We start from the raw sequence: 24,746 nt of genomic DNA on the forward strand, positions 1-24,746 counted from the left end.
TTCAAGTGCCCACTCGAATCCCCTCGGTCATCCGTTCGATCAAAGCTACGGCGGAGTACGCAGCGACGGCACTCGTCTTCGGGTTATTCGGGAGCGCTTCGTTCTTCAGTTCGAACCGATACGTACCTGCACTCGACTCGACCTCGATAACGTGCGTGTTAACTGAGACCTCGGGGTCGCAGACGATCCGAACGGTGACTAGTGAGGGATCACCGACGGCTAGCGACACGGCGGCCGCCACGTTGATGTTCTTAGGAAACTTGCGGATGGCATCCCGCACGGAACCCTCGTAGAGTACCGTCCGTTCGGAAACATCCTCATTCAGAGCTTTCGGGTGCTTGATGGTGGTGAGAGTGACCTCTCTCACCCGATCTCGAAGCGCTCGCAGCACGTCCAGACCTCCCACCGCACCGGACGGAACGTGAAGGCGATGTCCGGTGACTTCCGCGACCTCGCGACATCGACTCAGCAGGTCCTCCTCGAGCACCAGCGCTCCTACGCTCATCACGATCACATCGAACCTCTTCAGCGCATCAGGTAGGAGGCTAGCCGCCGCTTCCACGGAGGCGGCTTCGAGCAACACGTCGGCTTCGGCGCCCATGACGTCGTCTAGGTCGGTGGAGGTGTCGCAGTCTGGGAACCACCGCTCGATGCGTTTGAGCTTCTCCAGGTGACGATCACAGACCAGAACCGGTTCCACCTTGCCTTCGAGCCGCCCTTCACGGATCTCCCTCAGAACCGTCGTTCCGATGCCTCCAGCGCCTACGAGCGCTAAGCTCAGCTTCCTCATAGTCGACGATACCCTCCCTCAGGTACTCGACCAAACCCTCCGGGAGTGTCGGCTTTCCGTTCTCGGAAGGGTAGTCGCAATCCAATCGTACTGTGTGACCCGGTGCGACCTCGATCTCGGGCCTCTCCACCACTTGTATCTCCTCCAAAGGGACTCCACACTCGAGTACTGTGAGGGCCACTTTGAGGGCACCGTCGATGCTGAAATGGTAAGGTCCTAGATGTCGAACTTCTGCATCTGGGAACCTCGGTGTGAGCTCCTTCCGAGTACGATGTCGGCGTGGATAATCGCCGAGGATACCCCCGACGATCACCACGTCGGGATCATCCTCGGGAGTCAAGGGATCCTCGGCGTCCGGGTCGAGGACTATCACACGATCTCCTCGGAGGGGCAGCTCGGACGCGGAGTACGGCAGCGCCGGATATTTGGCCTTAGTCAGTACTTCAGGGTCCGCGTTCGTAACCGTGAACTCCCAGCCGTGCTTCCTCGCAGTCCGGTAGGCTTCCATGTACTCGAGGTCGAGCCAGGGGGACCACCGGTCGAGGTGTTCCACTATCGCCACTGGCATCGCGCGACACCTCAAATCTCCAGATCTGAAGGTTTAGCCGGCGAGCTCTCCTGCTTCTTCCTCTCCCTTCCCTCCCCGGAAGACGCCTTCTCCGTGGATTCGATTATGATTATGTCCCCGACGGCCTTCACCAGCTCCGCATCGACAGTCTCCGTGCGCCTACCTCCACCACCGGGAAGCGGTAGCAGACCGCCGCCGGAGGGTTGGTTGGTGACGGTCACTAGGAACCGGACGAGATCGCCCGTCTTAGGGTCGAAAGTCACGTCTTCGACGGTACCGACCCGACGACCGTCTTCGGTAAAGACTTCCATTCCGAGAATCCGTTGGAACCTCACGTATCTCTTCTTGTATTCCTCCTCGTTGCCACTTTCACCGTTTGTCACGGGGGATCCCCCGTGGAGGTCGTGGGAATTCATCACGGGCACGACGCGGGTGCCGCCCTGATCCGAGACGGGGAGATCGTGGCGGCGGCTAATGAAGAGCGATTCTCCCGTAAAAAGTTCCACCGTGGGTTTCCGGAGCGATCTCTCCAGTTCGTCCTCGATCGAAGTGATGGCGTCGACGTCCTCGCGGTGGCAGGACTGTACCGAAAACGCAAGGATTTGGAGCGAGTGCGGAACATTGCCGAGGAGCTAGAGGTGCCCGTATACTTGGTTGAGCACCACACCGCACACGCGGCTTCAGCTTATTATACCTCCGGGTTTAACCGATGCCTGACGATCACGGTCGACGCGGCCGGTGACGGACTCTCCTCCACGGTCTGGGTCTGCGAGCGCGGGGAGATGCACCGGATCGCGACGGAGCCGTACTACGACTCCTTGGGCGACTTCTACGCCAACGTGACCGAACTATTGGGATTCGAGCCGATGAAGGACGAGGGTAAGGTCATGTGCCTAGCCGCCTACGCCGAGCCGGATCTGAAATCCGTAGAGTGGATCAGGCGAGAAGTCATCGACGTCGAGGAGGGAAACATCGTCAACCGCCTCGGTGCGATCTCGGGAGAGGCCGTGCGCCGCCTCAAAAGGTCGAAGCTTGCCAGAATGGGGCGAGAACGCGCCGCGGCTGTGGCTCAGGAGGCGTTGGAAGAGCTACTACTGGAGTACTTCGGATACTACGTGAACGAGTACGGAGAGAACCGTGTAGCCTACGCGGGCGGTGTGGCCGCGAACGTCGTGGCTAACATGAGGTTACGGGAGAGGCTCGATCTTGACCTTTTCGTGCACCCGAACATGGGCGACGGCGGTCTCGCAGTCGGAGCGGCGCTATGGGCGTGGGCGGAAGAGGAACTCGCCCGTGGACGAAAACCCGAACCACGACGTTTGGAGAACGTGTACTTCGGACCCCAATACGATGGGAAGGAAGTGCGTAAGGCCCTGGAAGAACGGAGCATGACGAACAAGGCGGAGTACGTGGGAAACGACCCCGACGCCATCGTCCGAGAGCTGCTGGAGGGTAAGACCGTAGCGTTGTTCCACGGTCGTATGGAGTACGGCCCCAGGGCGCTCGGAGCCAGGAGTATTCTCGCCGACCCGCGGGATCGGGACGTGGTGCACAAGCTCAACCGCGATCTGGGACGGGAGTCGTTTCAGCCCTTCGCACCGACAATCCTGTACGAGGACGCTCCGGAGTACCTAAGGAAGCCCTGTGAGTCACCGTTCATGACCCTAGCCTTTCGCGCCACGGACACGTTCCGCAGGGAGGCCCCCGCGGTGGTTCACGTCGACGGAACCACACGTCCACAGACCCTCCAGGACGAACTGCCGTTCTACCGTGAGGTAATCGAAACGTTCCGAGAGGAGACCGGGTTAGGAGCCGTCCTGAATACCAGCTTCAATCCACATGGTGAGCCCATCGTGTGTTCGCCGAGAGACGCTCTCGAGGCGTTCGAGCACGGTGTCGCGGACGTCCTATGGATCGAGGGGTATATGATCGAGCGGGGGTGAGCCAGTGCCTCGGCCGAAGGTCCTGTATAATGTTGGGATGACGGCGGACGGGAAGGTCGTGACCACCGCCGGCGATTCGAGGATCTCGGGCGAAGAGGATCTCAGAGAGGTTCACAGGTTGAGGGCCGAACACGACGCGGTGGCCGTTGGAATCAACACGGTGCGGAAGGACGACCCAATGCTGAACGTGAGGTTGGTGAAGGGAGAGGATCCCATTCGAGTTGTGTTCGACACCGAGTGCTCCATTCCGCTCGGCTGTCGTCTAGTTCGCACCGCTCGGGATATTCCCACGGTCGTACTATGTGCCGAAGCAGACCCGAATCGTGTCGAGAAGCTCGAAAAAAGAGGTGTAAGGGTAGAGGAGGTAGGTACCTGTGAGGACGGCGTCAACGTGGAGCGCGGACTGGAGCGGCTCTACGATATGGGAGTACGAACCCTGCTACTCGAAGGTGGACCCACGCTGGCTTGGTCCTTCTTGAAGCGCGGCCTGATCGACGAGTTCCGTGTGGCCGTGGCTCCAGTGCTCGTGGGCGGATCCGACGCGTTGACGCCCATAGAAGGTGAGGGGTTCCCGCGCGTCGATCTCGGAGTGGGCCTGGAATTAAAACGAGTGGAGCGAGTGGGGCGCGACGTGGTACTCTGGTACGAAGTTTCTGGATCCGCCGCTGACCTGGCCTCCGAACACGAGGAAGCCAGGGGGAGATCATCATGAGGTGTCCGGAGTGCGGAACCGAGATGCGGTCGGAGCTACGGGACGACGGGGTGGAACTCCTCAAGTGTCCCGAGTGCGGCAAGGAGATCAAGCGTGTCCCGTCGTACCGAGAGTTCGGTCTGAAACGCCCGAACTTCTTCGAGATGACGGTACCGGAGTGGGACGAGGAAGTACTCGGGAAGGAGGTCGTGGCGGTCGTCAAGTACCGTTCTCCGGACGGTTACCGTCGCCGTAAGATCAGGGGCAAGGCGGTGCGCATCGACAACCGGGGTAACCTGGTGATCCGCCGGGATAACGGTTTCGAGGTCTCCCTGTACCCGCAGGTGGTCGAGAACATCAAGGTACTGGAGTGAGTCGGCTCCCGCCGGTCAGGTCATCGACCGTAACGGTCTCCCTGATCCCCACCGGAGATCCCATCCTCATCCCACCGAGGGGCACACGGTGCGGTGCAGGTATTAAACTGATCTCAGCAGACGAGTGGCAGGCGGTTCGGCGGGGGGTGAACCGATGCTGGCGGTGGTCGCGATCATAACTTCACTGACCATCATGACGGGTCCGGTTTACGCGGAAGTTCACGTGCTCACTTGGGCCGGTGACGGGGCCGACTCCACCTGCGTAGCCAAAACCAAAAAAATAGTGGATTGGTGGAACACGTACAGGGCGACCGGTCCAGATACTACCATTATCTGGCACTACACCATGAACGAGGACCGTTGGAGGACAGTCTTGGAAACGGGTAACGATCCGCTCACCGGAGCTAGCATAAGCGTGGTGTACGTCCCAGGAGGTTGGCACCCCGAGCGTTACTGGGACTTCGATTGGGTTCGAGCCCTCTACCACGCGCAGATCGACCTGGGCATCGGATACGTCGGCATCTGCGCGGGCGCGTACCTGCACGCGGGTGACGTCGCGTATTCCACCAACGGACCGGGACACGGCGACGTACTGCAGGATGGGGTCACGGTGATCGACGGCATGAACGGGCCCGACAGGACCTGTCGCGTACTGATACTACCGGGCAACCCGCTGACCCCGGAATGGACGTGGGGTAACGTGTTCACGTACAAGTACTGGAACGGGCCGGGATTCGGGCCGGAACCGGGTCTCGAGTTCAACACTTCGTACAAATGCTGGGTGAAGATCACGAACATCGAAGGCCGTGAGGTGATGATTAAGATCTGGCCGGTGGGAGAGTACGTCGACACGTGCAAGGGTTGGGCGATAGTCGCCGGACAGTACTTCGTCAAGGAGGGCAACAAGTGGGTACCACGCGGCCGGTTCGTACTCTTCGGACCGCACCCGGAACTGACGTCGAGAACGGGAGCCCATGCGCTACTGGCAAAGGCCATCCTGTGGGCGGCGGGAGCCAAAGTACCGATGGAACCTAACCCGTCACCAGTCGTTCAGGTGATACCGAAGGGAACGATCCCGAAGACACTGGTAGCGGCCGTCGTGTCGACAGTACTAACCTTCGCGCTCCCGGATGACGTTAAAGAGGAACTGTTCGAGGCGTCGGACCCGTCCATCCAGGAGATATTCGAAACCATTTCAAACGTGATCCGGGACGAGCTAGGGCTCAAAGTACCTCCTGGGGATTTATTGACGGCGACGGTGGTGACAGTCGTGGTCTACGTCATTGAGGCGCTGATCGAGTGGCTGTTCGGAACGGCACCCGTCCCGGCCTCCGCATAACCTCTTCGCCAGTGTTTTGTTATGAATTCGATAACGATGCATGGGGTTGGTAGCGGGGCCGGGATTTGAACCCGGGACCTCCGGGTTATGAGCCCGGCGGGATGGACCTGGCTACCCCGCCCCGCTACCTCCCAACAACCCTACACCCAGGGGATTATATGAATTTTTCGTGCTCCGAACTCCCTCGACACCACCCTAGCGGGGAGGGCGAGCATGGTGCTGTACTTGGGGGTTGAGGGAGTTGACGGTGTCGGCAAGTCATCCGTGGTGAACCTAGCCGCGGAATTTCTCGAGATCCACGGGCTTGAGGTCACCACCGTGAGGGAGCCTTCCACCGACATAGGACGAGAGGCCTTGGAGTGGGACGATCCCCACCTCCAAGCCCTGGCCTTCACACTCGATCGCATGCTCACACTGAAACGACTGGACTTCGAGGCCGTCGACGTCGTCCTGTCCGACCGCACATTCCTCAGTACACTCGCCTATCAGTCCGCACTAGGCGCCGACATCCGGTGGCTGCTGGAACTCCAACGTCCAGTCCCCAAGCCCGACGTCGTGTACGTCATCGATCGAGAACCGCTGACGGAAGACGCGACGTTTGAGAAGGAATTCCTAGAGTGTGTACGGAATCGCTACCGGGAAGCGGCACGACTTGTCGAGAAAGAGTTCGATGTCGAAGTTAAATGGATCGGAGCGGAAGGTATGGACAAAGAAGAAATCGCCGAACTGATCGTGGCCGACGCGCGCCGGAGACTGGACGATCCGCTCGGGATTCCGGACGACCTCCTCGAGGGGTGACGTACGGTGAGTTACCAACGCGGCGCCGACTTCGAGCGTCAACTGGTGCGCTACCTTCGAGAGCACGGAGGCGAGGCCGTCAGAGTGGCCGGATCCGGGGGGTACGTCGACGTAGTATGTTACGCGCCGGCGATGGGACACGTGGCCATCGAGTGCAAAGTCCGCCGCAATAACAGATTATACGTAAGAAGAGAGGAGATCGAGGGCCTGACTGGGTTCGCGGAACGGTTCCGTGCTGAACCGATGATAGCCTGGAAGCCACCACACGTCCGGACGGGCCTCACGCTCAACGCCATCCTCTTCCCACCCGATCTGATGGAAGAACGCGAGAGAACGTACGTTATCGATCTGAAAACGGCCCTCGAGGAGGGGATCGACGTCATCTGTCTCGTCACCCGCTCTTTAGACAGCTATCGAAAGTGAGCACCCGTTCCTCCAAGAAGTCCGAAACCTCCGGATCTACACCCAACCTCGCACACTCCTTCTCCACATCCTCGACGGACGGCGCCTCCCACGGGAACCCGAGGTACTTACCCACCAACCGTAGGAACAGTTCCTTGTGACTACGGTACCCGAGACGCTTAGCCACCGCCCGCTTAATACCGAGCTCCCGCACGAGCTTGTCCAACATCTTGGAAGTCAACGACCCGTACTGGGTCGCGCGTTTCCGCCTCTCCACCACAAACTCCGGGAGTCCGAGCTCGGCCGCGACTCGCCTCAAGGCGCGCTTGCGCAGATCGTCCTCGGGCCCGGAAACGTTTTCCCTGGGGTCTATACCCAGACCCACTCTGACCACGTCCAAGTCGAGGTACGGAACCCGAAGCTCGACCGAACTGTACATCGCGGCCTTATCATCCCGCTCCAAGTTCACGGCATGTATAGACGCCACGTCCTTCCAGAGTTCCCACGAGAACCTGTCCCAATCGCCACAATACCGAAGATGCCGGTGGTAACCACCTAGTAGCTCGTCCGCCCCTTGGCCCGAGAGAACCACCCGGATCCCGTCGTCGGACGCAGCCCCGGCGCAGGCCAAGATCGGGATTCCAACTTCCACCTTCATCGGGTTCCAAGTTTCGACGGCGTAGACCGTGGCGACCACGTACCGCTCGAACCCGTCCTCTAGGGATACCAGGACGAACGGCCATCCCATCTCGTCGCATAACCGTTCCGCGACCTCCACGTCATCCGAACCCTCGAACCCAGCCACGTAGCACCTGACGTCCACGTGCTCGGACGCCAATCTCGCCACAGTCGAGCTGTCCACACCACCGGACAATACCACCCCCACGCGCTCCGTCTCCATCACACGCTCCAGAACGGACCGCTGAAGAACCTTCAATAAGTCTTTCCAGGAGCTTTTCCCCGGTCTCGGCTTGGGGATATCGACCACGTTCCTAAGCTCGACACGACCGTCACGGAGCACGAGAAGCGCACCCGGTGGTACCCTACGCACGTCCGGGAACCCAGCCGCCCATAGGGCCTTACGCTCTGAAGCCACGGCGATCCCGCCTCCCGCGGACACGGAATAGTATAGAGGACGAACGCCGACCGGATCCCTCGCCGCGACCACCGTACCGTCCACGAAAGCGGCGACGAACGCGTACTCTCCACGGAGGATACGGAGAGCCGCCGCCGCGTCTCGCACGGATCTCACGACCTCGAACACCGCCCAGGAATCCGACGGCGCGTCCTCGACGAACCACCGGTAGTTATAGATCTCGCCGTTCACGGCGACCGCCCGACCCTCCCCTACGATCGGCTGAATCGCGGAAGGCTCACCGCGCACCCACAGTCGGACATGACCCAGAACGACATCACCCTCAGAAGGCGACTCCTCGGAGAACTCGACGTCGCCGTTCGAGACCGAGGCGAAACCTCGTCCATCGGGCCCACGGTGCTCCATCGCTGCCACCATCTCGTCGACATCACCACCGACCGCGCACGCGATACCGCACATGATACCACCGCCGTAATATTTATTCGAAGAATGCACCTCACTGGTTGATGGGGGTTTGCCTTTGTTCCCAGTCAACGTCTTGGTAGTTCTGACCATGATTTTATCGATGACGTCACTTCCAGCGCAAGGTTCTCCTATGGAGGTGGTGGAACCTGAAGGAGCGTTGAAAGACCATCTCACGGATAAGTACAAAGAAGATTGGCCACACTACGCTCCATGGGTACATTCTGAGATTAAGGTAGCGGACGACATTAAAGCGTACAGCCTCCGGGCGATAGATTTAGGGTATAATATACTCCCAGGAGTACCGGCTCGAGGCGCCTTAGTGGCTTACGCCTACTCGACCGATAAGAAAATGGGCATAGGGTTAGCGTTCGTGACGAGAACTGGTGAGCTATTCAAACTTTATGAGGTCCCAGCTGAGATCCCAAAGTACAGGGAAGGAATAGATCTAGACTACATAATAGAGGAAAAGAAAGAGGGAATCGTGCTCATAGCGTGGGGAGCTCGTAACATCCTGTACTTACTCAAGGTGAAGCTCGGGTTCCACCGACCGTTCGAGGGAGTTACCTTTCCAGTAGTGGAGGAAGTGTCGAATATCATCCCTATTCGACTACCTTGGGGATACACGGATGTCAGACAGGTGAAGGTGCTAGGGTTAGACGACGAGTTCGCCGTCTTCTTCACCGCTCGGCGGGAGGATAAGCCCACCGAAGAGTACGGTTACGACCTGTTCTACGCGCTGGTAGACACAGATGGAACCGTGAAAGTCGGACCGAAGGACTTCGGGTTCCAAGACGTAGCCGCCTTTCAAGTCAAACCGTTGAATGGGCCTTACCTTATAGGACTTGCTTTCATGGGAAGATGGCGCCAAGAGAATTCAGGAATATGGTGGGCTACTATGAGACTGGAAAACGATTCGATGAAATTAGTCCAAATAATCCTGATAAGTGACAATGATTTCGAAGTTCCGGAAGTGAAGCGAATACTACTGGATTTCGATTTCTGCCCGATAAATAATAATGAATACTCAGTACTGGTAGTATGGAACGACGGTAGGTACAAGGATTTGATTAGTAGAATACAGAACATCATGAAAAAAATAAATGATGAGTACAATAACAATAATATTAATATTGATGTTGAACCTAGGGTTACTAGGGACGTGTGGATTATTTACGGACAAAGAATTAAAGTTGATGGGAATGGTATTTGTTATAAGATAGGTAATAACTTTCCAGTTATGTATTTATTAATTGGTTTTAATGTAATATTGGTAAAACAAACACGTCACAACATAATATATATAGGGCCGTGGGAATATTATGAAGAATTATTTGTGTTCGGGGAAATAGACTCTATAACAGTATACACAGCTCGAGGGGAAGACGGAGAGTACTTCGTTGTCGACGCCTCGATTAACGTCTCACCTTATTTGGATAAATGGTTAGAGTTCGCTCAATCAGGTAGATCTGCATTACATAAAGAAGATCTAAATTATGGGTATGATATCATATCAGTTCCTATACCAGTAAATCCAGATAGTAACGGTGAATTAGTTACTGAAGTTGACATCTACGATTATGTTGAAATACTACCAGGAATACTATACCCACTAATAGTAGCTTATCCTGTGTACATTAAAGATAAACGTGAAACAATTTCTCCAATATATTATTTCGAAGATATAATACCATTGAAATTACCATTAAGCTGTTTCATATACCTATACGATACAATTCAGTTTGGACGTACTCCACTAGTAAACCCAGATCAAATAGATGTAAAAGTTGTATCACTTAAGGATGGAAGTGCTATCGAGGGATTCATTGAAAAGGGCACTCTATTTGTAATGCCGATGGTGCCAGTCGCAGGTCTTGTAAAAGATATATACAAAGAATACGATGTAAAAATTATTGTAGAAAATAAAGAGTTGTATCCGCTAACAGAGGAGCTATACAAAGCGAAGCCGTTAACAGTATTGAAGTTCAGACCGATCAGGACTATAGATCATCCAGGTGGGCGATCCGGGCCTGTAACGTACGACCTGAAATCGGAACAGTCTAAACTTAAAGAAGTATATGTGGAGGTGTCGTACACAACAGACTTTAGAAGCGGAGTACCGCCGGGACCGGTGCTAATCGAGATACTAGGACCGGCACCTTCGGAAAGACCGGCTCCAGGAACTCTAATATCTGGTTACGTAATCATCAGTACCAGTTTGAAGTATTCAGAAAATGTCGTAGGAGCAGATATGATAACAAGTAATGAAGAAACTCAAGTGCACGTAAAGTTCTTGCCACCGGCAGTTACTGTGCTTGAAAAAATGACACGAACGTTATCCGAAAACCACATCGACATGGAGGCGATACATAAGGCCGCTAACGATGCCCTCAACGAACTGAATAAGTACTTGAATCAAAATTTGCTGCAGCTGCCGGTCGGTGGTATTCCGGACGAAGTGAGAATCATCAAACAAACACTGGAAGATCTCGCTCAAAATGAGAATATGAAATACGAGGATTTAATCATGAAACTTGACATCGTAGTAAGAGTTCTGAAGCGTCTCGTGGATGGTACATACCACGTGTTTGTCATTTACCATCCTACAGGTTCGGTTCAAAAGTACCCGGGGTTCGTAGAAAAAGAAAAAGACCTAAAACAACTCTTCGACGAGCTCGATTACGCCGGAGTGGTTTCGTGGATCCCGATCGACGTGAAGTGTGAGGTACCTTCAGTGATCCTATTGGAAATTACCACAACCCCAACAGGAGTTAAGGGAATCACCACGCCGTTGGTACTGCCTCCGTTGAAGGAGCAAGAAAAGAATAGTGGAAATAATGAAAAGAATAGTGAGCAAGAGAGTGCGAAACCACCGGAGCAGCGGTTATTGACTCAGAGCACGCCAGGACGTACTTCGAGCCCGGTACCGTTGCTCCCGGTGATCCCTTACAGACGTGGGCTGTCAAGACCGAGATTAAGGAGGCGATCCTGTATCCGGAGTGCGTGTTGAGTGCGTTGTGAAAGCTTCCTCCATTTCCTAGCCAGTACGTTCCGTTCACCCTCCAACTTACTGAGGTTATCGTGCAGTATTCTCGTTTGGAGTAGTTGAGCCGTTATCCTCCCGGCGATCTTGTGTGACCCTCGACGGGGAGGTCGTCCGTCGAACTCCCGCTTCAGGAACCACTGGCACCGTAGTTTGACGGAATGGAGTTTGTCGTAGGTCTCCACCATCGGTTTTACGCAGAGTCCTTCGCGCCAATTCCGTTCGAGCTTGTTAAGATCCTTCTTCAGGTCTTCCGGATCGGGATCGACGACGACCCGCCATCTAAGTGGTTCCGTGGATAGGCGGCGACATTCCCTGAGCTGTTCGGTTCGAGGCGTCGTGATCTTCACGCTCCCCTCGAGCATGTCAAGCTCGTAGAAGCAGATCTTGGGTTTGAGCTTCCCTTCGGCTACGGCGGATTCGAAGTCCGGTTTGGTCTGGTTCTCACGGAGGAAGCGCTGGATGAGTTCGTGATCGGGGTCCAACTCACAGGCTCGGGAGAACAGCGGTTCGGGTCGGCACTCGTACCGTTTTCCTTCCAGGTACACTAGTTCCGCCGTGATGTCCGAGGGTTCGCCGTCGAACAGCACCTCAGTCTCGAGTCTTCCTGCGAGCTCGTGCAACCTGGGTGACTCCTGGGAGAATAAGTCGTAGGGAAGCAGTTCACCTTCCAGGATCGTGATCTGGTCGAATTCACCGCGGAGGTCCTCCCAAGGGGGTTCGACGCCGAGCTTCCGGAGGTATTCGTCGGCGTTCACCCAACCCCTGGTGTGGGCGAGGAGACGGTCCCCTTCCAGGTACACCCGGACGTTGGTGCCGTCCAGTTTCTCTTCGATGACTAGCTCGCGGTCCCGGGAGAAAGCGCGGAGGAGGCGTAGTGTAGGTTCGGGTTCCTCGGGGCGGGCGGCCGCCATGGTCCGCGTCGCGGTGATCCGGATGTCTTCTGGGATTTTCGGAGGTGTTTCCTCCCGCATCGCGACGTTTCCCTGGTTATCGGCGATCTTCTAGTGCGTCCTTCAATATCTTGATGGCGCAGTATTCCCCGCACATCGAGCACAGTTCCTTGGCTTGCGGAGGGCGTTCCTCTCGGTAGTGTCGTGGTTTCTTCGGATCGATAGCGAGCTCGAACTGGCGGTCCCAGTCCAGGTTCCACCGTGCTTCGGCCATTTCCTCGTTCTCTCGACGTGCGTACTTCATACCCCTGGCCGTGTCGGCGGCGTGAGCTGCGATACGTGTCGCTATCACGCCGAGGATTACGTCCTTAACGTCCGGGAGCGCCAGATGCTCTGCCGGTGTCACGTAACACAGGAAGTCGGCGCCGTGGTACGCGGCGATGGCCCCTCCGATGGCCGCGGCGATGTGATCGTATCCAGGGGCCACGTCGGTCGGTACGGGGCCGAGCACGTAGAACGGAGCACCGTCACACACGCGCTTCTGCAGCCTCACCACCGCCGGTATCTGGTCGAGTGGTACGTGGCCGGGTCCCTCCACCATCGCCTGTACTCCGGCCTTGCGGCACCTGTCTACTAGCTCCCCCTGAACTACGAGCTCCCGGTGTTGGGCGGCGTCGTTGGCGTCGAGCACGGATCCGGGACGCATCGCGTCGCCTAGGGATAGTGTCACATCGTGCTCCCGCGCGAGCTCCAAGATGTAGTCGAAGTTCTCGTACAGTGGGTTCTCGGCGTCGTGATGGATCATCCAGGCCGCGACGATGGCACCGCCGCGCGAAACGATACCTAGTGCCCTACCCCTACGGAGGATGTCCTCGAGCGCGTCCAGTGTGACCGCGCAGTGTACCGTCATGAAGTCGACTCCGTCCTTCATGTGCCGCTCGATGGCTCGTAGCATGTCGTCCTCGTCCATGTCTACTACGGCCTGTCCTCGTCTTGTCATCTCGACGGCTGCCTCGTACACGGGTACGGTCCCTACGGGTACGTCCACTGCCTTCATGATCCGTCGTCGGATCTCCCTAGGATTTCCACCCGTGCTGAGATCCATCACAGTGTCGGCACCGTGGTCGACCGCCGCGCGGGCTTTCTCCACTTCGAGGTCTGGGTCGCAGACCTCCGGGGAGGTTCCGACGTTAGCGTTGACTTTCACGCGGAGCCCTTCTCCTATACCGACGGGGCGGACCTCGTCACGGCGGTCCGCGTGGGTCGGGATGACTACCCGTCCTTCGGCCACCTGTCTCGCGAGTTTCTCAGGCCGGACGCCTTCCTCCTCCGCGATCTTCCGGACCGTGTCGGGTACTGTTCGTCTACATTCTTCCATCAGGGTCACGGCGTACCTGCCCCTGCCCGCGCTGCCATGGTCTTGGCCAATTTCATGAGCTGTGAGAGCAACGTATTCATTTCGAGGACCAACGGCCGCGGCAGGTAATGCTCACGGACGTACAGACCGAACCAAGCTGACGACAACGTTACGAGGACCCAGATCAGGAACCACACCACGGCGACGGACGCCGAATCGCGGTTCCTACGGGCGGCCGCGATAGGAAAGTAAACGAAGAACGGCAGTGCTAAGTACGGATGTAGGGCGGTTAGTGAACCCACTATGGCTGACGCTCCGACGGCACGGACGGACTCGGACGGGATGCGTCCGAATATCTTGACGGCGTAGTCGGGCGGCTCCACGTACGCTACGAGGTGGGGTCCGAAGCGGAACGCTACGTACGAGCAGTCGTAATCGACGCGTTCACGGACCGTTACAGCGTTTTCGGCGGCGCGACCCCTAGAGTCCCCTATGCCGATCTTTATCTTGACATCGTCTCCTGTCAGCCGGCCGACGATCTTGATCGCGGCCCTCAGCGCCCGACTTTTGGTGGGGAACCGGGCTATTACGTCGTCCCCTCCTCTGCGGTGGTCGAGCACGACTCCTTCCTCCTCGTTGATTACGTCGATCACCCTACTCATGATACCTTCTAGGTACCGGCGTCCGCGCTCGCGGACGAGCTCGGAGGACCCGACGATATCGAGGTACAGGATGCGGTCAGGTGCGGTGTTGGTTCGGCGTGGTAGGGGGAGTGGGTCGCCACCCCGGTGGATGATCCACTCTGCCCCGATCTTGGAAAACGCGGCGAACTCGGAGTCGGCGTGACGTTCGGCCTTGGCAAACCGTTCGGTGGCGGCGGCCTGGGTGAGGCCGATAGCGGCGCTACCACGCAGCCGCAGTGGAACCTGAGCTGCGAATCGCAGTGCGTGGAATTTGGAAGGGGCTTCCACGGTCGCTTCGCCCCCAGCGTACTCCAGCACGGTGCATTGGCACTCGTGAGCGAGCGACTGGAGGTCGTCTTCGTTGCTGTACGTACAGTACACGTACCTGGTCTCGTCCAGCACGATCTTGCTGACGAGCGCCACTTCAGGGTCGTCGTATTTGAACCGTTCTATCCTAGTCAGTCCGAATCCTTTGCGTCGGAGCTCTTCCGCCACCTCACCGAGCTCGTTGGAGATTACCTGTGGAGCAGGTAGGGGGTATCCCTCGAAGCGCGTTAGTAGCATGTACATGGAGTTGAGGGTCTCCACTATCTCCAGCTCCTCTTCGGTGATCGGGTCGTACTTGGTACCACAGGCGACGATCTCTCCATCGACCCGCGGGGAGGCCGAGAGTTTCACGAACAGGCGTGAGGGGTGGATCATTTCACTCCACCTCTTCGGGCGTTTTGACGCGCACCTTGTAGTCTCCTTTCTCGACCAACAGGCTTTCTTTCACTACCACGTACGGGAACTTCAGATAGGCGGCGCGGGTGGCTACGGTGCTGGCTATGAAGCGGGCGAGACGGATCATGGTCGACCTCAAATCTTCACCCACTAGGACCTCCACTTTGAAGGGGGGTCGTTCCTTCGCTACCTCCGAGGAGTGGAGCGTGAGGACTCCGAACTCTTCAGGACCCACACACAAGTCGTTCCGAACGAGGACCAGTGGTGTATGGTCTAGATCGAGTTCTTCCCGGGCGGTGACGGCGATCGCTCCGGCTTTTTCCCGTAACTCCCGATAGTTGCGGGGATCAACGGCGATGAAGCACACATAATGATCTTCCTCAGCCACCGGCTCGAGCTCCTCCTCGGCGACAACGGTTTTCACGACGGGGATCTTGCTGAGGAACTTGTCCAGTACGGTGTCAACACCCTTGAGTGAGAACTCGAGACCTGCCATCCCACCTATCTCTCTGACCACCTCCCTGGCCACACTACGGACGTCGAGTTCGGCGCACTTCTTCAGTTCGTACACGGGGTAATCCCTTTTGGATAACGCGTCGAGGACCTGGAGGCTGACGTCGGCACCTATACGCTTCGCCTCCTCGTCCGGGATCCACACCTTATCCTGGCCCGCGTCCGACCTCTCGGCCTCCGTCACGTTCGTCACCCCGGAACCCGCGGGTAGGGAGGAGGACCTTGAGGATCGTTATGAAGTTCGGCGGTACCTCGGTAGGTACTGGGGAGTCCATTAGGAAAGTTGCGAAAATCGTCACGGACGCAGCGGAAGAGCACGAGGTGATCGTGGTAGTTTCAGCAATGTCCGGGGTTACGGACGAGCTGGTACGTGCGGCCGAAAGCGCCCCGGACTGGACGGAGGAGGATGTTAAAAACTTCGTAGGGAAGCTCCGAAGGAGGCACGGAAGAGCCGCTTCGGAAGCGATTTCGTCCGATCTAATCCTGCGAGAGGTGATGGGTTACATCGACTCATTGCTCGAGGAACTAGAGAAAGTGTTGTTGGGACTCAGTTACGTCGGTGAGGTGACCTCTCGTTCGACGGACCTCATACTCTCGTTTGGGGAGCGGATGTCCGCACCAATCGTAGCGGGCGCATTGAGGGATCAGGGACTCGAGGCGGAGCATCTCGAGGGAGGAGAGGCCGGAGTGATTACGGACGATAGGTTTGGTGAAGCTGAGCCGATACTGCCCGCCTGTCGGCGGAAGGCGCAGAAGACACTGATCCCCATGATCGAATCCGGTAAAATCCCCGTGATTACGGGCTTCATCGGGCGGACTATCGACGGCGAGGTGACGACGCTGGGGCGCGGAGGATCCGATTACTCTGCCGCAATCATCGGGTGCATCTCGGAGGCGGACGAGGTGCAGATATGGACCGACGTCGACGGTGTGATGACGGCGAACCCGAACCTCGTACCAGACGCCCGAACGGTCCCGAAGCTCTCGTACGAGGAAGCCATGGAACTAGCCAGTTTCGGCGCGGAGGTACTCCATCCGAAGACCGTCATTCCGGTGAGGCCGGAAAACATCCCGATCCGGGTTAAGAACACCTTCAACCCAGAGAGCGAAGGTACACTGATCACCTCCGAATCGGAACCTTCCGAACAGGTGGTGAAGGCTGTCGCGTCGTCCTCGGACGTCGGCATGGTCGACATCCGAGGTATCACGATGATAGGGCGCCCAGGAGTGGCCGGACGGGTATTCTCGAGGCTAGGGGAGGAGGGAATCAACGTCATTATGATATCCCAATCGGCCTCGGAGTCGAACATCTCGATAGTCGTTGACCGCCCGGAGGTTCACCGCGCCGCCCGTATCATCGAACGTGAGTTCGTCGGCGAGCGGGTGGTCGAGAGGGTTACGACGTACGAAGACGTAGCCGTGGTGGCGGTGGTTGGGGAAGGTATGCGAGGAACTCCCGGAGTCGCTTCCAGGGTGTTCAGAGCTGTCGCAGACGCCGGGGTAAACGTCAAAACCATCTCACAAGGAGCGTCTGAAGTGAATATATCGTTCGTGGTAGCGGAGGAAGATGAAGCGGCGGCGGTTAACGCGGTTCACAGTGAGTTCGAACTCGGTGAGGAAGCATGATCGGACGGCTGGTCGAGCGGTACCTTAGGCACGTCACCAAAAAGCGGCTAACCCGCAGACCCACCACGGCGCTTATCTACACTTGCCTCCTCGGGATGAAAGCCCTGGCTCGAGCGTTTTCCGGGGAGACTATTTCGTCTATTTCCCCAGAACCACTTTGGACTGTTGAATCCGTATCCCTGGTGCGGATTGGAAACTATCCGAGAAACGTCCTCTGTTCCGAACTGATCTCGTTCCTCGTCCGCGAGTTCGAAGGGGAAGAGAAAGTTGAAGACGTGCTGCCGGAGGTGGAAGTCGAAGCAGAATTCCTGGCCCGTGTGGAACGTTTCAACGACCTCCTGTACGAAGACATCGAGCTCCCGTTCGAAATCGAAGGCACCGGTGAAGGGGAACCGGACCTCGACCTGCGTTTGATCGAAGTCCTCCTGGCACTTGACGAAATCCCGCGATCCGAGCGGGGGCGATACGCGAAGCCGTTCATACTCGTCTGTTTCGAGACCCTCTCGGATTACCTCGATGTGCTGGGACTCCGGTGGTCGGACGTCGACACAGTGCGCCGCAAGGTGAGGATTAAAGGACGAGTTCATCGTATTTCGCGGGCGCTCGCCTATGAGCTCCGTAGGATTCCACGCGAAGGTGAGTTGGTGTTCCCGGTAAGCTCCGTGGACGTGATGCGATGGGAGCGGACCGTGTCGAAGGAGGTAGGACGTAGGTTCAGGTTCCTGTGAGTCGTCTGGCGTTCTCCAGGATCTTCCTGGCTAGTCGTTTCCCTATCCCTTTCACCCTCATCAGTTCCGTGACAGTCGCTTCCGCAAGATCCCGGACGGAGTGATAACCAGCACGGTACAGCCTCATCGCCAGCGTCCTACCGACGCCTTCCACCTCGGTCAGTTCAAGGGCTTCTTTCGGAACTCCGTACTCCAGCCTACGACTTAGGAGCGGAGAACGCCATGTGATCCCAGCGGCGTTGGCCAACCTGGACATACCCCAAGCGATCCACGCGGCGTCATCCTTGGCTCTATACAGGTCACCCGGATACAAGCCGTACTTCCGCAGAATACCCCTGTCCGGAGACCCCGATACCCAATCACTCAACGCTTCCGCCCAGGCCAACCTACGCTCGAGTTCCCAGTCATCGTAGCCGAACTCCTCGACGGCTAGTTCCAGGACCTCGTCCGCATCCACCGAGGACGACCCTCCCATGAACTCGTCCAGCGTGCTCATATCGCGTGATTTCGGGGAGATAGGGGCCGGTTGGAAGTCCGGGCAGAGCGTGATGGACGGTAACACCACATCCTCCTCGGTTCCCACTTCCTCCATGCATCGTAGGAGGAACTTGGCGGAGTCGGGTGTCAGGTAGCTTTGCGACGCGGCGTGACCCACTCTCGTCGCCGTGAGTTCCCCCTCCATCTCCTCCAAGAATTCCCAATCTACCAGCATCTTCAGTGAGGATAACACTGCGTCTTCAGGGCGGATGTTCACCGAAGATGTGAACGTGTTCAGCGCTACCTGCATTACATCCGCGATCTGACGGCAGAACCCCGCCGCCACGAGACCCAAGAGGAAACGCCGCAACTGAGGCCCGCTCGCCCATATCCTACTTCGGATGGGGTCTGCATCGGAGTGCACGTACTCCTCAGCTAACTCCTTCAAGTTCGGGGTAGTGAGAACGAACACGAGACCCATATCATCGTAGCCCGGTCTACCCGCCCTGCCAGCCATCTGTTTGAACTCGTTCTTCGTGGGCTTGATCTCGTTCCCCAATCGAATCCCGAAGTCTTTGATTATCACGTACCTAGCCGGCAGGTTCACACCCGCCGCGAGCGTCGGCGTCGATACCACGACCTTCAGAAGACCTTCCCGGAACGCGTCCTCCACCAGAGCGCGTTGCTCGGCGGTGAGTCCCGCGTGGTGGAAAGCGACTCCACGCATCACGGAATAAGTCAAGATTTCGGTCTCCTCACCCTCTCCCAGCTCACTGACACGCTCCGCGAGTGTCCGAAGTTCCTTTTTCTCATCATCTGACAGTAGTCCAGACACCATCCGAGATAGGTTCTTGGCTTCCGTCATCGTGCGCCTCCGGGAGTACAAAAACACTAACGCTTGTCCACCTTCTCTGAGGCACTTTCGGATTAGATCCCGAACCTTGGCGTCTTTCTCCGACGTGGAGGGGACTTCCACGATCACATGCTCGAGTTTGACAGGTCTCCAATCGCTGATCACGGGAGTAGCGTCGAGCCAATCCGCCAGCTCCTCGGCGTTACCCACCGTGGCTGAGAGGGCGAGCAGCGAGACCTCTTTCCGGAAGGTTCTGACGAGGGATATCAGCGCCTCGTAGGTGGCACCCCGGTTCCGATCCCCGACTATATGAACCTCGTCTAGGACCAGCAGGTCCACATCTTCCACTAAGCTCGGTCGTGAGCGCAGGCTGGCGTCGAGTTTCTCAGCCGTCGTCACCGTGATTCCGGGCCGCAACTCTCGGATGGGACGTCTAATGTCACCTGTTGAGATTTCAACGGTTGATTCTACCCCCTTCTCCCGGCAGAACTCGATGACGTCCTTGAGTTCCTCGTATTTCTCCCTCGCTAGAGCCCGGAAGGGCACGACGTAGACTACTCTGGCCTCCCCATGGGATTCGATGATCTCGTGTAACGCGCGCATCTCCGCGAGGAGCGTCTTACCGCTAGCCGTTGGTGAGGCGATCAGGAGGTTCTCATCGTCGAACAGACCCTTCTCAACGGCCTCGCGCTGAGGAGGGAAGAGCTCTCGGATCCCCTTGCTATCGAGGTACTCCCGCACGTGCTCGGGTAGTTTCAACTTCGAACACCCTCGTCGGACCGGCGTGTACATTAGGGCGGTCGGCGGCTCGCACCGGGGCTTTCGACCGTTGAGGAAGTTGAAGATAGAGGGACGCGCTTACATCCATCCCACAGCCACTGTCTTAGGTGAAGTCGAGTTGGGCCGGGACGCCAGTCTGTGGCCTGGTGCCGTGGTACGAGGTGACTTGGAGCCCGTGAGGATCGGCCGTAAATCTAATGTCCAGGACAACGCGGTGATTCATACTTCTAAAGGGTATCCGGTAGAGATCGGAGACAGAGTCAGCGTGGGTCACGGAGCGGTCGTCCACGGTGCGACGATCGAACGAGATTGCCTCATCGGGATGAACGCCACAGTGATGAACGGAGCAGTAATTCGGAGAGGATCGATCATTGGAGCCGGAGCTGTAGTGACGGAAGGTACCGAGGTGGGTCCCTACGAGGTTTGGATAGGAGTTCCAGCCAAGCGGATCGGAACGGCCGACGAAGAACGCGTCGAAGAGATCCGCGAGAACGCCAGACGCTACTTGGAACTAGCCCGTGAGGAGCTTCCCGAGTGGCGGAAGTAACCACTACCTAGCGCCTAATCGCGAGGAACGCGGCACCGACCGCCGGCGCGACCTCGGAACCTTTCCCGAATATCTCGTCGAACTGTTCCACCTCGACACCGATCCTCTTGCAGGCCATCTCGATCAGGAAATCACCCGCACCGGCCGCCACCACGGTGTCCAGCCCGTGCTCTCGAAGTTTGAGTTCGATGTGCTTCAGTAGCCGTCCGAGCAGCGCTCGAACCGCGGCCTTCGCTAGATCAATCACACCATCCCAACCAAGTTCCTCCGGATCAGAGCACACCGTTCTGGCGAGCCTGCGGGCACACTCTTCCGGTGATTTTCCACGACCGTCCGGCGTCTCAGGTGTGTAATCATCAGGGTCGATTTCACCGAGTAATAGTAGCGCGTCCGCCACGATCGAGAAGTATTCGTACGAGGTCGGTACCGGCTCGCCGCCGATCTCGACTTCTCGGAGCAGAAAAGGTATCGGTGTTCTCAGCGCCCCCAAGTACGCCAATTCTCCGTTCTTCATCCTTTCCAAATCGGTACGTCCCTCGGCCGCTATCTCACCGCGGATGATGGGGATTAGATCCAGTGTGGTAGATCCAAGATCCACCAGGAGATAGGAACCGGGCCGGACGTGAGCTAAGACCTCGGCCGTCGCCCTCCAGTTGGCCGACGCGACTTCACGCCAACGTCTGAGGGCATCTTCCGGGGGCACCGTCGAACCATCGGAAGTCACCACGTAAACCGGGGCGTGACATGCCGAGGTGACGGTGCGGACGATGTACTCGACTCCTTCCCGTCTCGTGTTGAAAGCATCGGCCAACTCACCCGTCATAGTTAAACCGACGACATCCGGCTTGAACTTATGAACAATCCTCTTGATAGTTTTCTTTAGCCGTTTTTTCTTTTTCCACATTGGAAGATATACCCTATCAGTTCCTAATACCATCACTTTACCATCCTCATCACAACGAACTAGAGCAGCATCGGTGTGTGCTCCACCCACATCTAACCCCAACGCTTTCACGACGTTACCCCCGATACACTCGCAACCCATGGAAATTCTCAACGACCTCGAACCTTTCGGGTACCAACGCCTCAGCCCCACGCTTCACGTATACGTACTCACGACGGTACCGCAGTACCCTCCCGGTCGGTCCCTCGAGAAGCGATCGAACTACCGCCTCGGGATGTTCCAAGGCCGCGGCGACCGTGGGTGTGGTCGGACGTGGGTTAACTTCGATCAGGTACGGCTCCTCACCTTTCATCACTAGGTCCACACCGAACAGGCCTAAGAGTCCAGGTATGCGTTCGGCGACTTCCTCCGCGATATCCCTCGCGATGTGGGTTAACTCTCGGTGGTCCGAAGGTGTCCTCCCGCCCAAGTACACCAGCTCCCTACCGGCGAAAGCCACGAACTGGTCGTTAATCCCTAATACGTCGACAGTCTCTCCGTCCGATACGCACAACAAGCTGTGATGGGAGCCCGGAACCAGTTCCCGGGAGAATTCACCTCGACCTATTCGAACACCATCTGAACCTGCGCCGTCCGCGGGCTTAGATACCATCACATCGGCCTCCAGTGCTGGAAGTTGAAAGGATTGAGCGTCCCTGAGAACGTCTTCTGTCTTGCGCTTATCGGCTGTCACCCTGATGGCCTTAGGGGTAGGTCCTATCACCTCAGTCTCACGGGAATACTCCAGAACTTTGCCCTCCAGCAAGCCGTCGGACTCGGGAGCTATAACCAGCGCCAGATCGGCACACTCCAACGCCTTTGTCTCGTCTCGAAGGACCTCATCCGCCCAGCGCACACCGACGGAGTGGTGCGCTACGGTCAGTGTTTCGTAGCCTGATTTCGCGAACGCCCTTAGGAGTGACTCGAGCATGGCCTGACCTTCGGCTAGAAACTCCTCATCCCCAGTCGCCACCGCGTACTCGTATATATACACTCGCATTGCAGCACCACCCGGGGACCTTCCGGGTGACGGATATAGTGTACGATGTGGAAGGGTTCCGAGCTTTTCTCCCGGAAGAAACACTTCGATGGATTCGACACAGGGAGCTTGAGCGCGAGGTGGGTGTGGTGGAGAAATTTTCGGACCGGGTCGGACCTGTCCCGGTGGAGATCCGCCGCAGAAGGTCCCAACACGGCGAGTTCTATCACGCCGGAAAGGGAACTACTCGAACCCAGGCCCGCGTCTCCGCCGTGATGGAGTGCGTGGAACGCGCCGCCGCGGAACCACGAGAAGAGCTCATCGAGCGGGACCCGGAAGATGACAAGTGGACTCCGGCATGGTACCGGACGGAACCGCGGGAGTGGATCGAGGGCGTTGATCTGACGACCCACGAACCCATCTACGTACCGGCGAACGAGGTGTTCCACCCCTGGTTAGGTGACACTTTGCCCAGTCATACCAACGGACTTTCGGCCGGTCGTCTCCGGGAAGAGGCAGTGGTTCAAGGACTGTTAGAGGTCGTGGAGAGGGACTCGTGGAGCATCGTCGAATACTTCAGGATCCATCCACCCGAGTTGGAAGTACATGGTGAGCTGGAGGAACTTCGCCGATCGTTAGAGTGGGAGGTCGGTCGAGTGGAGCTCAGACTACTACCTTCCCGAGTCGAAGGAGTTTACGTGGTAGGAGCCATCACCGAAGCCGAGCGTGTCGAGGAAATGGTGATGGGATTCGGTGCTAGTCCAGACCCGGAGATGGCCGTCCTTCGAGCTTTACTGGAGGTCGCCCAAGGACTCTCAATGGCCCGCCGTGGCATCGAAAGCCCGGTGAGGAAAGGGCTCGGTGAGTTTTCTGACACGGGGAAGCTGACCCCGGAACGTCTCAAGAGGATGAACCGGCACTGGTTCGAGCCCGGAGGGACCGTCGAGATAGATGACTTGGACCGCGTCATCACGACCGGTTCGTTGGAGAAGTTAACGGAAGAACTCGTGGAGAGGGTCGCGGAGGCCGGCCTCGGTAGGGTGATCGAGGTGGACTTAACGTTGGATGACTTGAACGTTCCAGTGGTGAGGATGCGAGTGACCGGCGCCTCGGAGTACGTGATAGATGGAGCGAGGGTGGGGAAGATGCCGGAAAAACCGCCCGGAGTGCCTGTGGGATGAGGAAAGGAGGCCCTCGGAGCCCCTGCGATGACGAGTGTCACCCTCGCCGACCTCGAAACGAGCTCAGAACAGGTCGTGTAGGTGGATCTCGTACTGTCCGAGCTTACCACCGAAGTTACCCGCGCTGATCTTCACCACGCCGGGCTGACGACACGCGGCTTCGATGCCGACCCTCATCGCCTCCTTGACGACATCCTCGTTGAGGCCGTTGATCACGATCTCGTAGACGCACTCCACGCCCTCGGGCAGCTCGTTGTCCTCCACCGTGGGGCAGTACGCGTCGTTGGTCGACGCGGGTAGGAAGTCGTACTGCTTAGAGCCGACCTTCGACGCGGACGCGACGATTCCGCCGGGGAACGGCGCGTAGGCTCCTTCAACTCCCTTGATGGCGTCGACTGCCGCCTCCGCCGCCTGAAGGCCCGCCGGCTGGCTTTCCGCCATGATGTAGAAGTTACCGCCGGCCACACCGGTGGTGATTCCGAACGAGTCCTCTACGACGAACTCTCCCTCCACGACCGGAATTTTCCACACTTTACGGCCGTCCAGCTCGTCCTCCTCTTGGTACCCATCTCCGAAGAAGCTGAGCTTGTATCCGACCCTGTCTTCATCCTCCTTCTCAGCTTCTGGCATCGCGTCGAACGCGGACGCAGTAGGCGCCGTCATTACGCACTGTCCGATGCGGTCCAAGAGCTGTTCCTTGAGCTCATCCTCGTCGTTGTGACCGACCATTATAGTGACGCCGGGTCTCCCGTCGGGGGTTTCCTCCGGCGGAACGTAGCCGCGATCGATACCGGCCTCAGCCGGGCACATAATTACCGAAGTACCGAATCCTGTAGCCTCCTTAGCGGCGATCATCGCCCACTTGTGTGAAGCGGCGGTGATCAAGACTCGTGCTATCTTTGCTTCGAAAGCCTCGGCGAAGGTGTCTTCGATCTCCACACCGTTGATTTCCACTCT

At 57.6% G+C, this 24,746-nt stretch carries 23 protein-coding genes and 1 tRNA gene; 11 read left to right on the forward strand and 13 right to left on the reverse strand.

The genetic code is table 11. From position 1 onward, the window contains the following. Window position 1 precedes the first annotated feature (1 nt). The 3 genes from nadX to BW919_RS01555 are packed head-to-tail and all read right to left on the reverse strand — an operon-like array spanning window position 2 to window position 1,741. Complete coding sequence (gene nadX / locus BW919_RS01545; protein WP_088335126.1) at window positions 2-790, reverse strand: aspartate dehydrogenase; 789 nt, start codon at window positions 788-790, stop codon at window positions 2-4. Then, a complete protein-coding gene (locus BW919_RS01550; RefSeq protein ID WP_088335128.1) occupies window positions 720-1,358 on the reverse strand; it encodes a hypothetical protein in 639 nt (212 codons plus the stop codon). Before BW919_RS01550 ends, nadX begins: the two co-directional genes overlap by 71 nt. Window positions 1,359-1,369: 11 nt before the next feature. Further along, window positions 1,370-1,741 carry a PRC-barrel domain-containing protein gene (locus BW919_RS01555; protein ID WP_157665858.1) on the reverse strand — a complete coding sequence of 124 codons (372 nt, stop codon included), beginning with the start codon at window positions 1,739-1,741 and terminating at the stop codon, window positions 1,370-1,372. 12 nt (window positions 1,742-1,753) lie between these two features. On the opposite strand from BW919_RS01555, the gene BW919_RS01560 reads away from it, so the two are divergent. The 4 genes from BW919_RS01560 (at window position 1,754) to BW919_RS01575 (ending at window position 5,705) form a co-directional block, all read left to right on the forward strand. Further along, window positions 1,754-3,301: a carbamoyltransferase gene (locus BW919_RS01560; RefSeq protein WP_088336461.1), complete on the forward strand. Its 1,548-nt coding sequence runs from the start codon at window positions 1,754-1,756 to the stop codon at window positions 3,299-3,301. Window positions 3,302-3,305: 4 nt separating this feature from the next. Next, window positions 3,306-4,013: a 2,5-diamino-6-(ribosylamino)-4(3H)-pyrimidinone 5'-phosphate reductase gene (locus tag BW919_RS01565; protein WP_088335132.1), complete on the forward strand. Its 708-nt coding sequence runs from the start codon at window positions 3,306-3,308 to the stop codon at window positions 4,011-4,013. Further along, window positions 4,010-4,366, forward strand: coding sequence for a zf-TFIIB domain-containing protein (locus BW919_RS01570; protein WP_088335134.1), 357 nt, complete (start codon window positions 4,010-4,012; stop codon window positions 4,364-4,366). Before BW919_RS01565 ends, BW919_RS01570 begins: the two co-directional genes overlap by 4 nt. Before the next feature lie 154 nt (window positions 4,367-4,520). Then, window positions 4,521-5,705: a hypothetical protein gene (locus BW919_RS01575; RefSeq protein WP_088335136.1), complete on the forward strand. Its 1,185-nt coding sequence runs from the start codon at window positions 4,521-4,523 to the stop codon at window positions 5,703-5,705. Between the two features lie 47 nt (window positions 5,706-5,752). Here the strand turns inward: BW919_RS01575 and BW919_RS01580 are convergent. After that, window positions 5,753-5,831 (reverse strand) — tRNA-Met (locus BW919_RS01580). A gap of 87 nt (window positions 5,832-5,918) precedes the next feature. On the opposite strand from BW919_RS01580, the gene BW919_RS01585 reads away from it, so the two are divergent. Further along, entirely contained in the window at window positions 5,919-6,503 is a 585-nt protein-coding gene (locus BW919_RS01585; RefSeq protein ID WP_088335138.1) for a dTMP kinase, read from the forward strand. Between the two features lie 6 nt (window positions 6,504-6,509). Then, window positions 6,510-6,926 carry a Holliday junction resolvase Hjc gene (gene hjc, locus BW919_RS01590; RefSeq protein ID WP_088335140.1) on the forward strand — a complete coding sequence of 139 codons (417 nt, stop codon included), beginning with the start codon at window positions 6,510-6,512 and terminating at the stop codon, window positions 6,924-6,926. Here the strand turns inward: hjc and BW919_RS01595 are convergent. After that, a complete protein-coding gene (locus tag BW919_RS01595; RefSeq protein WP_198324633.1) occupies window positions 6,895-8,460 on the reverse strand; it encodes an asparagine synthetase B in 1,566 nt (521 codons plus the stop codon). The genes hjc and BW919_RS01595 overlap by 32 nt on opposite strands. 61 nt (window positions 8,461-8,521) lie before the next feature. On the opposite strand from BW919_RS01595, the gene BW919_RS01600 reads away from it, so the two are divergent. Next, complete coding sequence (locus BW919_RS01600) at window positions 8,522-11,473, forward strand: hypothetical protein (protein ID WP_088335144.1); 2,952 nt, start codon at window positions 8,522-8,524, stop codon at window positions 11,471-11,473. On the opposite strand, the gene BW919_RS01605 is transcribed toward BW919_RS01600, so the two are convergent. The 4 genes from BW919_RS01605 to BW919_RS01620 are packed head-to-tail and all read right to left on the reverse strand — an operon-like array spanning window position 11,410 to window position 15,859. Beyond that, window positions 11,410-12,480, reverse strand: a complete 1,071-nt coding sequence (locus tag BW919_RS01605) for an RNA ligase family protein (RefSeq protein ID WP_088335146.1) — start codon at window positions 12,478-12,480, stop codon at window positions 11,410-11,412. The genes BW919_RS01600 and BW919_RS01605 overlap by 64 nt on opposite strands. Window positions 12,481-12,496: 16 nt before the next feature. Further along, window positions 12,497-13,786 (reverse strand): phosphomethylpyrimidine synthase, encoded by a 1,290-nt coding sequence (thiC, locus tag BW919_RS01610; protein ID WP_088335148.1) that lies wholly within the window; start codon window positions 13,784-13,786, stop codon window positions 12,497-12,499. Further along, window positions 13,783-15,141, reverse strand: coding sequence for a hypothetical protein (locus BW919_RS01615; protein WP_088335150.1), 1,359 nt, complete (start codon window positions 15,139-15,141; stop codon window positions 13,783-13,785). Before BW919_RS01615 ends, thiC begins: the two co-directional genes overlap by 4 nt. A 1-nt stretch (window position 15,142) precedes the next feature. Beyond that, on the reverse strand, window positions 15,143-15,859 hold the full coding sequence (locus BW919_RS01620; protein WP_088335152.1) for a hypothetical protein: 717 nt from the start codon (window positions 15,857-15,859) through the stop codon (window positions 15,143-15,145). A 38-nt stretch (window positions 15,860-15,897) separates the two neighbouring features. Here BW919_RS01620 and BW919_RS01625 point away from each other — a divergent pair, with 38 nt between their 5' ends. Together BW919_RS01625 and BW919_RS01630 are read left to right on the forward strand one after the other, a co-directional pair. Then, complete coding sequence (locus tag BW919_RS01625; RefSeq protein WP_088335154.1) at window positions 15,898-17,301, forward strand: aspartate kinase; 1,404 nt, start codon at window positions 15,898-15,900, stop codon at window positions 17,299-17,301. Beyond that, window positions 17,298-18,029 (forward strand): hypothetical protein, encoded by a 732-nt coding sequence (locus BW919_RS01630; RefSeq protein WP_088335156.1) that lies wholly within the window; start codon window positions 17,298-17,300, stop codon window positions 18,027-18,029. The genes BW919_RS01625 and BW919_RS01630 overlap by 4 nt, the downstream gene beginning before the upstream one ends. Here BW919_RS01630 and BW919_RS01635 read toward each other — a convergent pair. Beyond that, on the reverse strand, window positions 18,016-20,118 hold the full coding sequence (locus BW919_RS01635; protein WP_198324634.1) for a DEAD/DEAH box helicase: 2,103 nt from the start codon (window positions 20,116-20,118) through the stop codon (window positions 18,016-18,018). The genes BW919_RS01630 and BW919_RS01635 overlap by 14 nt on opposite strands. 70 nt (window positions 20,119-20,188) lie before the next feature. Here BW919_RS01635 and BW919_RS01640 point away from each other — a divergent pair, with 70 nt between their 5' ends. Next, complete coding sequence (locus BW919_RS01640) at window positions 20,189-20,686, forward strand: gamma carbonic anhydrase family protein (protein WP_088335160.1); 498 nt, start codon at window positions 20,189-20,191, stop codon at window positions 20,684-20,686. A gap of 7 nt (window positions 20,687-20,693) precedes the next feature. On the opposite strand, the gene BW919_RS01645 is transcribed toward BW919_RS01640, so the two are convergent. Together BW919_RS01645 and BW919_RS01650 are read right to left on the reverse strand one after the other, a co-directional pair. Beyond that, complete coding sequence (locus BW919_RS01645) at window positions 20,694-21,701, reverse strand: hydantoinase/oxoprolinase family protein (RefSeq protein WP_157665860.1); 1,008 nt, start codon at window positions 21,699-21,701, stop codon at window positions 20,694-20,696. Between the two features lie 4 nt (window positions 21,702-21,705). Beyond that, window positions 21,706-22,629: an ATP-grasp domain-containing protein gene (locus BW919_RS01650; protein ID WP_088336462.1), complete on the reverse strand. Its 924-nt coding sequence runs from the start codon at window positions 22,627-22,629 to the stop codon at window positions 21,706-21,708. Between the two features lie 26 nt (window positions 22,630-22,655). On the opposite strand from BW919_RS01650, the gene BW919_RS01655 reads away from it, so the two are divergent. Further along, window positions 22,656-23,789, forward strand: a complete 1,134-nt coding sequence (locus tag BW919_RS01655; RefSeq protein WP_157665862.1) for a YcaO-related McrA-glycine thioamidation protein — start codon at window positions 22,656-22,658, stop codon at window positions 23,787-23,789. Between the two features lie 63 nt (window positions 23,790-23,852). Here BW919_RS01655 and fhcD read toward each other — a convergent pair whose 3' ends face one another. Further along, complete coding sequence (gene fhcD, locus BW919_RS01660) at window positions 23,853-24,743, reverse strand: formylmethanofuran--tetrahydromethanopterin N-formyltransferase (RefSeq protein ID WP_088335167.1); 891 nt, start codon at window positions 24,741-24,743, stop codon at window positions 23,853-23,855. Window positions 24,744-24,746: the final 3 nt, after the last annotated feature.

The sequence above is a fragment of the Methanopyrus sp. KOL6 genome, from assembly GCF_002201915.1.
Lineage (GTDB): Archaea > JAADCQ01 > Methanopyri > Methanopyrales > Methanopyraceae > Methanopyrus.

Excerpts from the sequence above, each read along its gene's own strand:
- BW919_RS01650 (WP_088336462.1), bottom strand. The coding sequence starts at position 22,629 with ATGCGAGTGTATATATACGAGTACGCGGTGGCGACTGGGGATGAGGAG.
- BW919_RS01630 (WP_088335156.1), top strand. The coding sequence starts at position 17,298 with ATGATCGGACGGCTGGTCGAGCGGTACCTTAGGCACGTCACCAAAAAG.
- BW919_RS01595 (WP_198324633.1), bottom strand. The coding sequence starts at position 8,460 with ATGTGCGGTATCGCGTGCGCGGTCGGTGGTGATGTCGACGAGATGGTG.
- BW919_RS01605 (WP_088335146.1), bottom strand. The coding sequence starts at position 12,480 with ATGCGGGAGGAAACACCTCCGAAAATCCCAGAAGACATCCGGATCACC.
- BW919_RS01550 (WP_088335128.1), bottom strand. The coding sequence starts at position 1,358 with ATGCCAGTGGCGATAGTGGAACACCTCGACCGGTGGTCCCCCTGGCTC.
- nadX (WP_088335126.1), bottom strand. The coding sequence starts at position 790 with ATGAGGAAGCTGAGCTTAGCGCTCGTAGGCGCTGGAGGCATCGGAACG.
- BW919_RS01585 (WP_088335138.1), top strand. The coding sequence starts at position 5,919 with ATGGTGCTGTACTTGGGGGTTGAGGGAGTTGACGGTGTCGGCAAGTCA.
- BW919_RS01615 (WP_088335150.1), bottom strand. The coding sequence starts at position 15,141 with ATGATCCACCCCTCACGCCTGTTCGTGAAACTCTCGGCCTCCCCGCGG.
- BW919_RS01575 (WP_088335136.1), top strand. The coding sequence starts at position 4,521 with ATGCTGGCGGTGGTCGCGATCATAACTTCACTGACCATCATGACGGGT.
- BW919_RS01570 (WP_088335134.1), top strand. The coding sequence starts at position 4,010 with ATGAGGTGTCCGGAGTGCGGAACCGAGATGCGGTCGGAGCTACGGGAC.